Raw genomic sequence first — 14,971 nt, forward strand, 5'->3', positions numbered from 1 at the left:
ATCTACTGAACAAGCTAATTTTGTTGCGAAATTGAGAGGCTATAGTTATACTGATTCTGAGATAAATCACCCACGTAAAGTGAGTATTCTCCTGCCATGAAATAACCAGTGATTTCCGGCTTGTTTTCAGATTCACTATCTGCTAAGACGCAAAATCGCCCTCCAGGGCCATCAATTAGCAGTGTTGGCTGTCCAGGACTATCAATAGTTAACCGTAAGTATGGTAGTGGATTTGTTAAGTAAATAACTTGGTTGGGTGTATCAGCAATATTGCCGCAATCACTGGCGACGGTTCCCCCGGAAGTGCCGTTTAGAACCAGTGGATCGGAATTTAAATTTTCTTGAATTTGTAGCCGTGCAACGTCAGCCAAATTAGCCTGACTCATCATCAAGCTGATTGCCATAGCTATGGGAACAACTGTGAATAGCCTCAGAGTCTTCATGATCATTACGCTCCCGACTATTTTTATTGTGATCTAAAGGTTCTAGTCTTAAAGACGAACTTGATTTGTCTAGGTTCCGGTAACAATTTTTGTGGCTTGAGTAGTTATTAGTGCTTGAAGGTGCTGTTAACTAACATATAATTTTCAGGATTTGGTAGGTTGATTGTAGAACTAGTGATTTAAGGTCAAGGTTAAAAGATATGAATCCTCAACCTGAAGAAGACTTTCAGCGTCGCCTCCAGAATCTAGAGGCAGAAATCAATTCTAAATCTGTAGGTGTGGAACAACCACCCAAAAATACAGAAAAATTACAGTCGGTATTTCTCAATTTTAAAGCTCATATTGCCAAATTTCAGCTTTGGTTTGAGAATTTGAACGGTATAACTAAGGTGATAGTTGCGGGTGTCGGGGTGATATTGGCATTGGGGATGCTCCAAGCAGTGCTGAAATTGGTTACATCTGTAATTAGTCTGGCAGTGTTGGCGTTCTTCATGTATCTTGGATACAAATTTTTTGTATCTGGTAACGGGCAAAACAAGCAATAGCTTATTTTAATTTGGCGAGAGCCACCTAAAAATAAATTCAAAGGAATTATGCAATGGCGACCCCAGTTGTGAGGACAAGTGCTAGTGAATCTAACCAGTCAAATCAACCGCGAAAAGTTAAGTCACGGCCATTAACCACTAGACGTTTGGCTGCATGGGTTACGGAAATAAGTTTAGTGGTGGTGAGTGGAATAGCACCTTTTGGCCTTGGTGTTTATCTCAATTCTCGCAGTGATCTCAAGCGTGTACCTCTTCACCCAGTGTTAGTAGTGACAGAACGGGCGATCGCCAGACCTTTGGCTCTACCTGTCAGCTATGGTATACGCAACGTTGCAGCCCCCACCAATTTTTTGTGGATTATCGCCTTGTTAGCCCCTGTCACCCTGTCATGGTGGCAATTATATTTACTGGGTAAAACAGGTAGCACTCTGCCTAAACGTAAATTTGGGGTACGAGTTGTTAATGATGCAGGTCAGTCCCCTGGAATAGCCTCAGTGGTGGCGCGGGAAGGAGTTGGTAGGTTGACTGTACCTGTTTCCATTGCTTATATTCTTTGGCGCTACAGTTTTGCTTTTCCTAATTTAGGATTGTTCACATTTTTGGCAGTGTTGATGGTGTTGGGAGAAGGACTGGCGTTACCATCTCGTCGAGGTCGTCGCGCCTTCCATGACTGGTTGGGAGGTACATACACAATTGATGCAAATCGTCCTTTACCATCTTCTGTTCAGGTTGATAAATCTCAACAGCCGCAGCCAGGTGAGGAATTAGCTCCTGTATCTATGTCTATCCTCACAGGGGATGTTAACAGTGTGCCTAACCTGTGGCAACGGATGCGGCAAAATCCCAGTTTGACTTTATTTGCTGTCTCATTGGTCAGCATGGTGGCTGTCTTGGGAACTTTAGTTGCTACCCAAGTTTATATCCAAACTCAACAAAACCAACGAGAAACTGAGCAAATAAATAGCCAAAAGTTTCTGGTACTGGTGGAAAGATTGAGTCCTAATTCTAATGCTACTACTGAGGAGCGCCAAAGTATAATTCTCGCTCTAGGTGGTTTGGATGATCCGCAGTCGATCCAATTTCTCACAGACTTGCTGGTGAAAGAAACTAACCCCATTCTCCAGAATACAATTCAACAAGCGCTCACAAGTGCGGGGCTAAAAGCTATCCCGGAGTTAAAAAAGAAGAATCAGTTTTTAGCGTCTGAATTAAAGTCTGTGGGTAGTAATAATTCATCTTCAGCAGGAGAATTGCCACAAAAGCGGTTACATCTTAATCAGCAGACAATTAACAAAATTCTCAGTGTTTACAGCACTCAAGCCACAGGTGTGGATCTGAGTCGGGCGGAATTAGGTCAAAGCGGTACTCCCCAAAGTTCATTTTTTAACTTGGTTTTAGATAACGTTGATTTATCGGGAATTAACTTTAAATCGGCAAATCTTAACCAAGCCAGCTTTAAAGGTAGTATTTTTCGTTCCCCTGGTGAGGATGGACGCTGGGATACTTATGATGATGCGATCGCCGATTTTAATCAAGCTCAACTGCAACAAGCTAACTTCAGCGATGCTAACCTCAGTCGCGTGATCATGAACCGGAGTGATTTAAGCCGCGCTACCCTCAACAGAGCTAATTTATCCTATGGGCGTTTAATCGGCACAGACCTTAGCAGCACTCAGCTAGTAGGAGCTAATCTGCGCGGTGCATTTCTAGAAAAAGCCACCTTTACCGGGGCTGACATAGGTGATGCTAAATTCAACGAAGCCAATTTGTATGCAGCCCGTTTAAGTCGAGTGATTGCCATTGGCACACATTTATCCTATGCCAACTTAACTAACACTGATTGGCGAGGCGCAGACTTATCTGGAGCCTATTTAGATCGAGCTAATCTCACCAACGCCAACCTCAGCGCTACTCGCCTGACTAATGCTGTTTTACGTTCTGCTAGGTTAGAAAATACCAATTTACAAAATGCTGACCTCAGCTTTGTAGATTTACGAGGAGCAAATGTCACAGGTGCTGATTTTAAAGGAGCAATTCTAGCTCCCGTACCACAAAATCCCGCAGACCAATTTGTGCAAATGCCAGAGTTAGGCTCAGTTTCTGCGGTAGTCCAAGGAGTTGATTTTTCTCAAGCCAAAAATTTAGACTCCAGACAAATAGCTTACATTTGTACTCAAGGAGGTCGGCATACCAATTGTCCATAGAACTGAGATCACATAATGCAACTTGAATAGCGATAATATAAGTATTGAAAATCACTTATCCATTCAAGATGGTGTGAGGCATCGGTAATGAAGCAGATTGGTTATTTAGTTACAGGGTTGCTAGTTGGTTCGGCTTTGAGTCTGGCAATCAATCACCAACCAGCACAAGCTCAAGTAGCTTACGGCAGCTACGTGGGTGTTGGTCCCACTGTGGGTGTGATTGATGATATGCAAGTAGGGGGTGTTGTCGCTGTCCGTTACAAGCTGCTAAAATCACCAATTTCTTTCCGTACTCAAGCTTTGATTGGTAAAAATACCGCAGTTGTACCTACAGTTTCTTACGATGTCCCCCTCAACTGGCAAACTGATGCCTACTTGGGGGCTGGTGTCGTGTTGGCTGGTGGTGATAATTCTTCACCTCTAGGTAACAAAGTTAGTTTCGCCTTACAACCAGGAATTGATTACGTTGTCCCCAATAGTAATACGGTGATTTTTGGTAACGCCATTATTGCTTTTGATGCCTATCGGGATGGAGGTGGCGCGGCTGTCTCTGTACAAGGTGGTGTTGGGTATAGATTCTAATATCTAATTAGCTTTGATCCCCGTAGTATAGTAGCGGGGTTTATTTTTTTATTTAAGAATTGAATTATCCACATTCATATAATTAATTAACTGCCGCGCCCAGGGCTGCTAAACGGAGGGCTAAAGGCTTATTAACGCTGATTAATTAATTAGGGTTGGCTGAATAAATATAAAACCCAGATAAATCAAAGGTTTGAGGCTGATAAACCCGAAAGTAGGTGCAAGGTTTTTGAAGGGTATACCATCAAAAGTGTGAATTTTGGGTTGAATAAATCAGAAAATTGGGGGATGACAGATCACTGAAACTGTTCCCTGTTCCCTGTTCCCTACCCCCACTAGAAGACTTTTTCCGCAAGCACTAATTAAATTAAGCCTTTTGGTAATTTCTGCGTAAGTCCTGTAAATTTTGATTTACCATGTACTTTATTTACCTGCAATCTGCTGTAGAAGTGAGATATTTTTGAATCAAACTACCAATAATTTTGATTCCTTGCTCAATATTTTCTGGTGTGTGGCAAAAGTTTAACCGCATTGCTACATAACCTCTTCCTGGAAAAAATACTGCTCCATTGGCAATGAGGACATTGTGTGATATTGCTTCTCGGCAAATTGCTTGAATAGATAAATGGTTAGGCAGATGAATCCATAAAAATAAACCACCTTTAGGAATAGTCCAGGCGATCGCGCGGAGTGCAGTGCCGGAGGCGATCGCATCGGGAAAATAATGCTCTAGTGCTTGCAGCATCATATTTCGTCCTTGTAAATTGCTACTCCTTAAACGACTCAAATGACGGCGGTAATGTCCCGATCCTAAAAATTCGCTGACAATTGCCTGAGATACAGTAGAAACGTGCAAGTCATTGAGTAATTTTTGCTTGACTAAATGCTGATAATGTTCACCTGTCACCACCATGTAACCTACTCTTAATCCTGGCATCAGGGTTTTGGAGAATGTACTAATGTAGGTAACTAAATCGTGGCGATCATCGCTGGCTTTGATGGGAGCCGGAACAGGTTCAAAATTTAACCCTTCGTAAGCATTATCTTCCAAAATGTGACATTCGTACTCTTGTGCTAATGCCAGTAATTTTTGGCGATGTTCCTGGGAAGTTGTGATCCCTGTGGGGTTATGTAGTGTGCTAATGGTGTAGATTAATTTTGGTCGGTGACTATTGAGATATTGCTCCAGTAATTCCAGATTCATCCCCTGTGCAGTCATGGGAATGCCGATGACTTTAGCGCCTAAGTTTTCCAAAATGCCCAATGCACCATGATAAGTTGGTGTCTCCACAATCGCCCAATCCCCTGGTTGGAGATAATATTGCATTGCTAGCGATAATGCTTGTTGTGAACCAGTAGTAATAATTATTTCTTCGGGAGAAACTACTAATCCTGTTTGCACTAACATCTGAGCAATCAACTGTCGCAGCAGAAGTTGTCCTTGAGGAAAGTCTTCTTTAAAAAGAATATCTCCTGCTTTAGCTAAAGCACGTTTGGCAATCCGTTGGAGATTTCCTAACCCAGGATTATGGGGAAATCCTGAACTGAAATCAATCATATCTGCTTGCCGTCGAGCCTGAATAGAAGCTGTATATTGCTCTAAAAAAGATCCTCCCCCTTCAGAAATTATTACCTCTTGGGCTGGGGCGAAGTGTGTAGATGCAACTAGGCTTGTCGCTCGATATTTTAAGTTAAAACTAGAGTTAATAATAGAGTTGACAAAATATCCTGAACCTTGACGAGCATGAATCAATCCATCGGCTTCTAGAAGACTATAAGCTTCAATTACAGTTAACTTGTTGACTTGAATACTTTCAGATAAAGCTCTAATCGAGGGCAGTTTTTGTCCAGCCGATATTTTACCAGATTGAATCAAACGGCTCAAATAACTGCGAATTTGTAGATAAATAGGGTTTTGTGAGTGCCGATCTAGGGGAATAATCACAGCGCCACCCTTCCTTAAAGACGAAAGCAGGAGAATACAGGCAATATAAGGGATTTTTCTGTGATTTAACCAGTACAGTTGCGTTGAATTTAACTATAACAGTTGAAAATCCGGCTACTGTACCAGACTAAATTTGATCAATCTGTACCTTCTCCCGCAGCTATGAACAAGGGAACCTAGAAGAAGGTATAAGAGTGAAAAGACATTTTTATGAAGATAGTTGAAGTATGGTTGCGCTTAGAGTCAAAACTTAAAATATTTTGGCAAAAATCAGTTATGGCACTGTCAGCTAGTTCAGAATTGCAAGTTTGGCAAAAACGCGATCGCAATGGTCATATTTATTGGCGAGGTTACAACCCTATCACAGGCCGTTCTGCTTGTTTTGGCTCGGAAGCAGAAATGCGAATGTGGATTGAGATGCAATATTACCAAGAAATGTGACAATTAGAATTGATGGTTATTTCCGCAATACAAGTAAAAGCGTAACAAACTAATACTTTGGATATTTTTCCATATTATTAGCAACTATAATCATCATAAATATGATCCAGTCGTTGATTATGTCATCTATAAATCCTGCTGATACAACCGATGTCCTCCGTTACCGTCCTCGTCGTCTGCGCCGGACTGAAGCTTTACGAAAAATGGTCAGGGAAACTACCCTTACTGTTAACGACCTGATTTATCCCATGTTTGTGACAGAGGGGGAGGGGCAAAAAGTTGAAATTGCTTCTATGCCTGATTGTTATCGCTATTCCCTAGATTTATTATTAAAAGAAATTCAGGAAGTTTATGATTTAGGGATTAATGCGATCGCACTGTTTCCAGTAATTCCCGAAGAACTAAAAGATGATACTGCTACTGAAAGCTACAATCCCAATGGATTAGTACAGCGAACAGTCAAAGCTATTAGACAAGCAGTTCCGGAAATGATTGTCATGACTGATGTTGCCTTAGATCCCTTCACGAATCATGGCCATGATGGTTTAATCGATGACCAGGGTACTATTTTGAATGACCCCACTGTGGAAGTGTTGGTAAAAATGGCAGTTTCCCAAGCAGCAGCCGGAGCCAGTTTTGTTGCACCTTCTGACATGATGGATGGTAGAATCGGCGCAATTCGTCGGGCTTTAGATGTAGAAGGTTATACTGATGTGGGAATTTTGGCATATTCAGCCAAGTATGCTTCTGCTTATTATGGCCCCTTCCGCGATGCTTTAGATTCTGCACCGAAATTTGGGGATAAAAAAACCTATCAAATGGACCCAGCTAACGCTAGAGAAGCTATCAAAGAAATAGAATTAGACATTGCTGAGGGAGCAGATATGGTGATGGTGAAACCTGCTCTAGCTTACCTGGATATCATTCATCAAGTCCGCAATGCCACACATCTACCTGTAGCAGCATATAATGTGAGCGGTGAATATGCCATGATTAAAGCTGCTGCCCGCATGGGTTGGATTGATGAGAAAAAAATCATTTTGGAAACTTTAACCAGCATGAAACGAGCTGGCGCTGATTTGATTTTGACTTATTTTGCTAAGGAAGTGGCTTTAATGTTGGCATAAACTTCTCTTATTCATTTCTCTGTGGTTTGTTTCTTTCCTGAGTTTATTTCTGGGAAATGCCTAATTCTAATTTTTAACGAACCGCAAAGAGCGCAAAGTACACAAAGAAAGAAGGGAAGAAGGGAAGAAAGTTATTGTTGCTTTAGAGACATAACCCAGAAAAAATCAAATGATGCGAGTTTTAATTCTGGGTGGAACCGGAGAAGCGGCAGAATTAGCTGCCAAAGTTGCTAATATCCAGGGGATTGAGGTGATCTCATCTTTAGCCGGTCGCACCCGTGAACCTTCAATCCCATTGGGTGATTTCCGCGTTGGGGGTTTTGGGGGTGTGGCTGGACTAGCTGAGTATCTGCATCAGATGAATATCAATTTGTTGATTGATGCTACTCATCCTTTTGCTACTCAGATGGCCTTGAATGGGGCTGATGCTGCAATCAGGGTGAACATACCTCGTCTGAAATTAATGCGCCCACCTTGGAAAGCAGTAAATGGCGATCGCTGGTTGGAAGTTGATAATATAAAATCTGCCGCATCCGTTCTGGAAAATCAATCCAAACGCGTCTTTTTAACCATTGGTAGGCAAGAAATCGGCACTTTTGCCCATTTAAATCAAATTTGGTTTTTGATGCGGATGATTGACCCGCCAGAGCAAAATGCTTTAGTCCCACCAGGAGTATTTTTGTGCGATCGCGGTCCTTTTCTTCTGGAGAATGAGAGAGAAATTCTGATTCAGCATCGAATTGATACCATCGTCAGCAAAAATAGTGGAGGCGTTGCTACTTATGCCAAGATTATCGCCGCGCGGGAACTAAAACTTCAAGTTGTGATGGTGAAGCGTCCACCTGTACCCCCAGGAGAACAAGTTACAGATGTTGATGCAGCTGTGACGTGGTTATTACAGCACTCGCATGGGTGAATTTCACGCAGAGGCGCAGAGAATGAGAGTTAGGGAGATACAAAAAAACGCCCCCCATTTCTGAGAGGCGCTTTTTATTTAGCTAAACTTTGAGATTAGCCGTTGATAGCAGGTGCTGTTAAAGCAACAGGAGCAACATCAGCAGCAGCCAAATCTAGGGGGAAGTTGTGAGCGTTACGCTCGTGCATTACTTCCATACCCAAGTTAGCGCGGTTGATTACGTCAGCCCAGGTAGCAATAACCCGACCTTGAGAATCAATTACTGATTGGTTGAAGTTGAAACCGTTCAAGTTGAACGCCATTGTGCTGATACCCAAAGCGGTAAACCAGATACCAATTACAGGCCAAGCAGCTAGGAAGAAGTGAAGTGAACGGCTGTTGTTGAAGGAAGCGTATTGGAAGATTAAACGACCAAAGTAACCGTGTGCAGCTACGATGTTGTAGGTTTCTTCTTCTTGTCCGAACTTGTAACCGTAGTTGAGTGATTCAGTTTCGGTTGTTTCACGTACCAAGGAAGATGTCACCAAGGAACCGTGCATTGCGGAGAACAAAGAACCACCGAAGACACCAGCTACACCCAACATATGGAAGGGGTGCATCAAGATGTTGTGTTCTGCTTGGAACACGATCATGAAGTTGAAGGTTCCGGAGATACCCAAAGGCATACCGTCAGAGAAGGAACCTTGACCAATTGGGTAGATCAAGAATACTGCTGTAGCAGATGCCAAAGGCGCAGAGTAAGCTACACAGATCCAAGGACGCATACCCAAGCGGTAAGATAGTTCCCACTGACGACCAAGGTAGCAAGCGCAACCGATCAAGAAGTGGAAAATTACCAGTTGGTAAGGACCGCCGTTGTACAACCACTCATCTAAGGAAGCTGCTTCCCAAATGGGGTAGAAGTGCAAGCCGATAGCGTTGGAGGAAGGAACAACTGCACCGGAGATGATGTTGTTTCCGTAGATTAAAGAACCAGCTACAGGTTCGCGGATACCATCGATGTCTACTGGGGGTGCAGCAACGAAAGCGATGATGAAGCAAGTTGTAGCAGCTAGTAGGGTGGGGATCATGAGAACGCCGAACCAACCGATGTAAATGCGGTTGTCGGTGCTGGTGATCCACTCGCAGAAGCGATCCCATACGTTAGCGCTTTGACGCTGTTGTAAGGTTGTGGTCATATTTCTATGATTGCGATATGTGTAATGATTCAGACGCACTGTTTGTTTGTCTGTTCTAATAAACTTAACATGAATTTACGTTCAGTAAAGTATTAATTTTATTATTAAGTTCGCTGCAAACATTAGATTTACTTATGTTATGTGTGTGAAAGTTTAAAAATCAAAGTAAATATAGGGTAAGCTGCCTTCAGGAGATAACAACCATACGGCATACAGGCAAATTGGGACAAACAACAATTTCACAGGCCAGTTGAACTCTAACTTCAGCCTGGCATTAAAGCCATAGATGATACTCATCAAGAGAGCTAGGGTTGCTAGGATTGCAGTCAGTTGATATTGGTTCATATTCAGAGATTCCACATAAACTTTCTGCACAAATTGTGAATCAGCCCCATGACCCCAGAGATGCTGAATTACCCAAGCGGAGTCTTGGAGGTTGGGGAGACGGAACCAAATCCAAGAAGTAAAAACCATTAGTTGGGTTAAAACCCAAGCCGAAACTATCCCCAGGGGATTTTGCCAGAAATCTGCTAAAGTTTCATTGCGATCGCTCATAGCATCTGTAGCACGATGAACTCCTAAAGCTAATCCGTGCAGTATCCCCCAAACAACAAAACCCCAGGCTGAACCGTGCCAAATCCCCGCAATCAGCATGACAATAAATAAATTTCCACAAGTGCGAACCAAGCCTTGACGGGAACCACCCAAAGGAAAGTAAATGTAATTGCGTAACCAATCCCCCAACGTAATATGCCAGCGCCGCCAAAAGTCAGCAATACTGGTGCTGAAATAGGGAAAGTTAAAATTCTCAGGTAAAACTAAGCCGAAAAGTAAGGCACTACCACGGGCTATGTCTACGTAACCACTAAAATCTAAATACAACTGCAAGCCGTAGGCAAATGTTGCCAACCATAAATCAGCACTACCAGCCCTTTGCAGATTGCCAAAACATAAGTCAACAAATATTCCTAAATTATCTGCTAAAATCCCTTTCTTCACTGCACCCTGAGAAATTAACCAAAGGGCTTGTGTTACTCTTTCCGCAGAGAGTAACTCTGGTTTATAAAATTGAGATGTCAAAGTGTGATAACGAGTAATTGGACCGGAAATTAGTTTAGTAAAAAATAATTTATATGTAACAAATTTCAGCAAATTTTTAGTAGCTGGCGCACCGCGATAAACATCTACTAAATAAGCGATGCATTCAAATGTAAAAAAAGAAATTCCCAAAGGTGCAATTAATCTAAATTCAGAATTGGGGGAATTTATTTGTAACCCGAAAACATATTCTCCTATAGCTGGTAAATATTTAAATCCTAATAATAATAAAACATTTAAACTGACACCCAACCACAATAATTTGAGACGGCGACGATTCCAATCACTTTGGGCAAATTGCCACTCTTCGTTAGAAAGTTGCCAATCAACAGCATATTTTCCCTGTGTAGTATTGTTACCAATTTCTCGTCCTAACATAAAGTTAATCCAAGTCAATACTAATAACAAGGGAATATACTCAGGATTTAAAGAACCATAGAAAACTAGGCTAGCGATTAATAATGTCCATAACCGTAAAGTTTGGTTAGGTACAGACCAATAAATCCCTAATGTACTTAGTAAAAAGAGTCCATAGAAAATTGATATAAAGTTCATATTTTAGTTATTATAGCTGGGGAGTAGGGAGTAGGGAGTAGGGTAAAAGCCTTTCGGTGTCTAACTTTTATGATCAGTTTATGTCCTAACGTGTATGTGTAGGGCTATAATTATTGGTCATTAGTGATTGGATAGGACTTACGCACTCGTTACGAGAAATCAGGTGTTTGGGATTGCTTCCTTACGTCGCAATGACTGTTTTTACGTTGTTCTTGCATAGCATAAGTCCTATCTAAATTCTCTGGGCTTTCTACAGCCCTAGCGGTTTGATAAATCAAGATTTTGGCAATTGCGTAAGTCCTGTAGCTGTTTTAGCCAACGCTAAATTATTACCCAGTTTCCTGTACCATACACTTTAATTTCTTGGCCAAGCAATCATGGGATCATTAGCTAGTCTTCTAGATACTTCGTAGGCTCCAAATCGGTTGAGGTGACTGGGGTCAGAAAAGTAATCATTTATTTCTGTCCAAATTTGACTGAAATCTCTATATATAAAATTGGGATTTCTGGCTTGGGATAACATATATTCTTGAAATATTTGCTCATATTTTGTGCGGACTGGATCTAAATAGTCAGATGTCAAAGGCATATTAATAAATACTAGAGGAATATTGCGGGACTGAGTGTATTGTAAAACTTCGGCAAAAGCATCATTTTGTTCTCCTTCTATCTGAAAATCTCGATAGTCATTGTCATAATTTCCAGCGACTCTAGGATGTTTTTGGTAGTGAGTTATGGGATTAAATCGTATGGATAAGGCTAAAAATCCATCAAAATCTACTGCATGATCATTAGTGTTGATCTCCGAATTTTCTCCTACTAAATCTGTTTGTAAGCCTATATTTTTAGTTTCTCTAATTAATGGCATTGACAGGATTCTTTGCATTAAAAATGCTTGGATTTGCTCACGATTGCCATAGCTCATAGAAAGGGTAGATAATCCCTGATTTAAAGAATCATCGACTGCTTGATAACTACTAGCTTTTGGGGTTTCAATGACTGGAGACTGAACTGGATAATTTTCTGGGGATTGATCACCGTTGTCTGCTGCTAATGCTTTCTGCAATACTTCTCTGTAACCTGGGGATGTAGCGATCGCCTCAAAAGTCGCATCTTGGCGGTTACTATTAAAAGCGCGGGAACCATCAGCCCACAGAATCAGTTTTGGTAGTTCTGATGGCTGTAGGACTTGACGAATAATCAAGTTAACAATTTGGGCTGTAGCACCGTTAATCCCAAAATTAAAGACATCAAGATTGGGATAACCCTGATTTGCTAAAGCCTGAGAAAGTGCCACCGGGTCAATTCCTCTCAAGGCGCGGGAAGAACCAATAATTAAGACATCGGCCGGTTTACCATTGGTGGCAATGCGCTGTTTATATAATGCAAGTTGTTCATCTAACTGTCGAGAATTAAAACTAGGTATTTGCCCCCGTGCTGCTAATAAAATCGCTACTGCATTAGCTCTAGGTCTGAGGGAAGCGGCGGGTAAAGTCTCATCATCACCAGTAAATCCAGAATCATTAAACGCTCCTCCTTGACTACCAGGAAACTTTGTTTGCAACTGGTCATTTCCAAAATCTTCATCTTCACTGGTTTCTGACTGGGAAGGAACAGGTGATAAGGGGGGAGAAACCTGAGTTACTGGTGATGCACTTGCTTGATAGCGAGTCATGACATAATTCAAAATGCCGTCAATTTGTACAGTCAGCAATAAACCCAAAGCACCCCAAACCAGAGCTACTTTTAATCCTCGATGATCAGGGTTTTCTATGAAAACTTGATTACTGGTTGTAAATATTTGTGTTTCTATGAGCCACTTTCTGAGATTAATTGCAGATAGACGATGAATCGCGTCTGTCTTCCAATTGCGTGCGGCTTCTGTCACCAAGTTGTGAACTTCTGCTGAAGTTAAATCCTGACGTAAAATTGCTTCTTGATTTTCACTGGTGATCAGATCCTGAACATATTCGGCAGTAGCAGCAAATTCTGGGGTAGCTTCTGGTACTAAACGTTCACGGGGGACTAAATCTATACCATAATGCCAAGATGGTTCCTTATGACCACCACGGCGACCGTAAACTCGCACTCCAGCGATCCCTGGCATTTTTAACTTTTGTAAAAAATCGGTAACTTTTTTAGCTACTTTGGCACGGGATGGACAGATGGGTGCATCACACATGACGTGTAACAGGTCTGCTTTCGGTAGCAGCATCACACGAATACCACCAGTTTTTAAACGCCAATCTAAATCAGTATTGAGTAAGCGCTCTAGTAAAAAAATAATTGCTGGATGATCACCATCACTGGCCAATTCTAGGGGTAATGTCGCTAGATCGGGATGATGGGTAGCAGGTAAAGTCAGCCATTGTACCCAAGTTGGTGGTTCGTCTAAGGTTTTTTGTCCATAAACAGTGGCGGCGAGAATACCTTGGGGAGCGATCGCCTCTAGCTGTCGAGAAATAATTTTTAAACATTGACCTTGAACTGGTGCAGAGGTATTTTTTGCGGGATCACCAGCGAGAATACAAAAGATATGTAAAGTGGATTGTTTCAGAGAAACTTGGACTGCAACTTGAAAATCCTCTAATTTTGACTTTAACAGCCTAGTAATGGCTTGAATATCTCCCCACCTTGCCCATTCCTTCAGCATCAGTTCTGGGGGACGCAAATCCACTCTCAGTCGCCAATCAGATCCAGTTTCCCCACTTACCTGAGACACAATCACGGCATCTTGATAGCCGACCAGTTTTAAATTTCGTAACTGCTGGGCGATGGGTTCAGCTAATAGTGAGGAATCAGGGCTATAACTGGAGTGACAAAACACCCACAAACGATTAACTGGGGGTTGATTGCTGTCTTTTGACTGATAGGGCTGAGTTTGGACTTGTACCGATACGCCCAAAGAACTGAGAGTTTCGCTGAGGTAGCGGGCGATCGCATTGGGGTCTCCCCGACGGGCCAAACTTTCATTAGAGAGAATTAAAGCCCCGCCTGTATGGTTGCTTTTCGAGCCTGCTAAGGCTTGGTCTACCTGTTGGAGATGTCGTTCTAGTTGGTTTAAATAAACTCGATGAGACCATTGGGGGCGATATTCGCCTTTCTGTCGCCCATAGACAAATACTTGGTATATTGAGGGTTGTTCTTCACTAGTCAAAAGATCCAAATCTATTTGCTGTAGTGCGTGAAGCAAATCAGACAGAGTACGCCAGCGCTGGGGGGAGTCGAAACTTTCACAAAGAATGTGGAGGTCATTTCCCCGCAATCGAACTTTGACTCCAAAAGAGTTGATTCCTGTGGCTTTGCTTACCCACTGTACTAGTGATTTTTGACTATCTAGTAATGCTGTTTTCATGAACAGTTAATTTTCGTCATTTGTTATCAGTGATCAGCCTTTCTCTGGGAGACGCTACTCTCAGGATAAATAATTGGTGAATAAAACCTTTATTGTAAAGAGGCAATTAGTTAGCTTTGTATGCAGCATTTGAAAATGGTGTTGCTGGGACTTGTAAACTAGAAGCATAGGTCTATCACACTTTGCAGTTTTTTTTAAGATTTTTGTGACTTTGTGGACTTGTAAAATCGGCCAAAATAGACATAGGGGTCTGCAAGTCTCACAGATGGTCAATGTGCGTGTTTCCTTTAACTCATTTGCCCACAATTAAGAATTAGCGATGACTTCTACTACCCCAAAATCTTCAGATCATACCGGATTTGATTTCCCTTGTTGGAATATTCCGCAATTTTTCCTGTTACAAATTGGTACAGCGTCTATAGTAATGCTCGTGACTACACAAAAAGCGACAGTAAAAACTCTAGAATCTATAGGGAAAGCCAGTGAAGAATTATTTCGAGGCGATCGCCTACCAATTCTCCCATTCCCAGAGGACAATACTGGGTATACACAGTCCAGAGGCGGAGAAAGAGGTTAAAAAAT

Annotated in this window: 12 protein-coding genes; 7 read left to right on the forward strand and 5 right to left on the reverse strand. The window is 41.9% G+C overall.

All coding sequences use genetic code 11. The features are described 5' to 3' along the window. Positions 1 to 14: 14 nt before the first annotated feature. On the reverse strand, positions 15 to 443 hold the full coding sequence (locus ACM0OP_RS00275; RefSeq protein ID WP_414526384.1) for a hypothetical protein: 429 nt from the start codon (positions 441 to 443) through the stop codon (positions 15 to 17). 200 nt (positions 444 to 643) lie between these two features. Here ACM0OP_RS00275 and ACM0OP_RS00280 point away from each other — a divergent pair, with 200 nt between their 5' ends. The 3 genes from ACM0OP_RS00280 to ACM0OP_RS00290 all read left to right on the forward strand — a co-directional run bounded on the left by ACM0OP_RS00280 (position 644) and on the right by ACM0OP_RS00290 (position 3,774). Then, positions 644 to 988, forward strand: coding sequence for a hypothetical protein (locus ACM0OP_RS00280; protein WP_414526385.1), 345 nt, complete (start codon positions 644 to 646; stop codon positions 986 to 988). Between the two features lie 53 nt (positions 989 to 1,041). After that, positions 1,042 to 3,192, forward strand: coding sequence for a pentapeptide repeat-containing protein (locus tag ACM0OP_RS00285; RefSeq protein WP_414526386.1), 2,151 nt, complete (start codon positions 1,042 to 1,044; stop codon positions 3,190 to 3,192). A gap of 87 nt (positions 3,193 to 3,279) precedes the next feature. Beyond that, entirely contained in the window at positions 3,280 to 3,774 is a 495-nt protein-coding gene (locus ACM0OP_RS00290; RefSeq protein ID WP_414526387.1) for a hypothetical protein, read from the forward strand. A gap of 427 nt (positions 3,775 to 4,201) precedes the next feature. On the opposite strand, the gene ACM0OP_RS00295 is transcribed toward ACM0OP_RS00290, so the two are convergent. Beyond that, a complete protein-coding gene (locus ACM0OP_RS00295) occupies positions 4,202 to 5,719 on the reverse strand; it encodes an aminotransferase-like domain-containing protein (RefSeq protein ID WP_414526388.1) in 1,518 nt (505 codons plus the stop codon). 210 nt (positions 5,720 to 5,929) lie between these two features. Here ACM0OP_RS00295 and ACM0OP_RS00300 point away from each other — a divergent pair, with 210 nt between their 5' ends. The 3 genes from ACM0OP_RS00300 (at position 5,930) to ACM0OP_RS00310 (ending at position 8,203) form a co-directional block, all read left to right on the forward strand. Next, complete coding sequence (locus ACM0OP_RS00300; RefSeq protein WP_414526389.1) at positions 5,930 to 6,160, forward strand: hypothetical protein; 231 nt, start codon at positions 5,930 to 5,932, stop codon at positions 6,158 to 6,160. Between the two features lie 119 nt (positions 6,161 to 6,279). Next, complete coding sequence (hemB, locus tag ACM0OP_RS00305) at positions 6,280 to 7,287, forward strand: porphobilinogen synthase (protein WP_414526390.1); 1,008 nt, start codon at positions 6,280 to 6,282, stop codon at positions 7,285 to 7,287. Between the two features lie 172 nt (positions 7,288 to 7,459). Beyond that, positions 7,460 to 8,203: a cobalt-precorrin-6A reductase gene (locus ACM0OP_RS00310; protein WP_414526501.1), complete on the forward strand. Its 744-nt coding sequence runs from the start codon at positions 7,460 to 7,462 to the stop codon at positions 8,201 to 8,203. A 95-nt stretch (positions 8,204 to 8,298) separates the two neighbouring features. Here the strand turns inward: ACM0OP_RS00310 and psbA are convergent, their stop codons facing one another. From psbA to ACM0OP_RS00325, 3 genes are all read right to left on the reverse strand, one after another. Beyond that, entirely contained in the window at positions 8,299 to 9,381 is a 1,083-nt protein-coding gene (gene psbA / locus ACM0OP_RS00315; RefSeq protein WP_414526391.1) for a photosystem II q(b) protein, read from the reverse strand. Between the two features lie 153 nt (positions 9,382 to 9,534). Then, on the reverse strand, positions 9,535 to 11,034 hold the full coding sequence (locus ACM0OP_RS00320) for an MBOAT family O-acyltransferase (RefSeq protein ID WP_414526392.1): 1,500 nt from the start codon (positions 11,032 to 11,034) through the stop codon (positions 9,535 to 9,537). Positions 11,035 to 11,389: 355 nt separating this feature from the next. Further along, positions 11,390 to 14,389 (reverse strand): DUF1574 domain-containing protein, encoded by a 3,000-nt coding sequence (locus tag ACM0OP_RS00325; RefSeq protein WP_414526393.1) that lies wholly within the window; start codon positions 14,387 to 14,389, stop codon positions 11,390 to 11,392. Positions 14,390 to 14,708: 319 nt separating this feature from the next. On the opposite strand from ACM0OP_RS00325, the gene ACM0OP_RS00330 reads away from it, so the two are divergent. Next, positions 14,709 to 14,966 carry a hypothetical protein gene (locus ACM0OP_RS00330; RefSeq protein ID WP_414526394.1) on the forward strand — a complete coding sequence of 86 codons (258 nt, stop codon included), beginning with the start codon at positions 14,709 to 14,711 and terminating at the stop codon, positions 14,964 to 14,966. The last annotated feature ends 5 nt before the right edge of the window (positions 14,967 to 14,971 follow it).

The sequence above is a fragment of the Nodularia chucula CCY0103 genome (assembly GCF_963923915.1).
GTDB classification, from domain to species: Bacteria; Cyanobacteriota; Cyanobacteriia; order Cyanobacteriales; family Nostocaceae; genus Nodularia; species Nodularia chucula.

Excerpts from the sequence above, each read along its gene's own strand:
- ACM0OP_RS00320 (WP_414526392.1), bottom strand. The coding sequence starts at position 11,034 with ATGAACTTTATATCAATTTTCTATGGACTCTTTTTACTAAGTACATTA.
- ACM0OP_RS00290 (WP_414526387.1), top strand. The coding sequence starts at position 3,280 with ATGAAGCAGATTGGTTATTTAGTTACAGGGTTGCTAGTTGGTTCGGCT.
- ACM0OP_RS00275 (WP_414526384.1), bottom strand. The coding sequence starts at position 443 with ATGAAGACTCTGAGGCTATTCACAGTTGTTCCCATAGCTATGGCAATC.
- ACM0OP_RS00325 (WP_414526393.1), bottom strand. The coding sequence starts at position 14,389 with ATGAAAACAGCATTACTAGATAGTCAAAAATCACTAGTACAGTGGGTA.
- ACM0OP_RS00330 (WP_414526394.1), top strand. The coding sequence starts at position 14,709 with ATGACTTCTACTACCCCAAAATCTTCAGATCATACCGGATTTGATTTC.
- ACM0OP_RS00280 (WP_414526385.1), top strand. The coding sequence starts at position 644 with ATGAATCCTCAACCTGAAGAAGACTTTCAGCGTCGCCTCCAGAATCTA.
- psbA (WP_414526391.1), bottom strand. The coding sequence starts at position 9,381 with ATGACCACAACCTTACAACAGCGTCAAAGCGCTAACGTATGGGATCGC.
- ACM0OP_RS00310 (WP_414526501.1), top strand. The coding sequence starts at position 7,460 with ATGCGAGTTTTAATTCTGGGTGGAACCGGAGAAGCGGCAGAATTAGCT.
- ACM0OP_RS00300 (WP_414526389.1), top strand. The coding sequence starts at position 5,930 with ATGAAGATAGTTGAAGTATGGTTGCGCTTAGAGTCAAAACTTAAAATA.
- hemB (WP_414526390.1), top strand. The coding sequence starts at position 6,280 with ATGTCATCTATAAATCCTGCTGATACAACCGATGTCCTCCGTTACCGT.
- ACM0OP_RS00285 (WP_414526386.1), top strand. The coding sequence starts at position 1,042 with ATGGCGACCCCAGTTGTGAGGACAAGTGCTAGTGAATCTAACCAGTCA.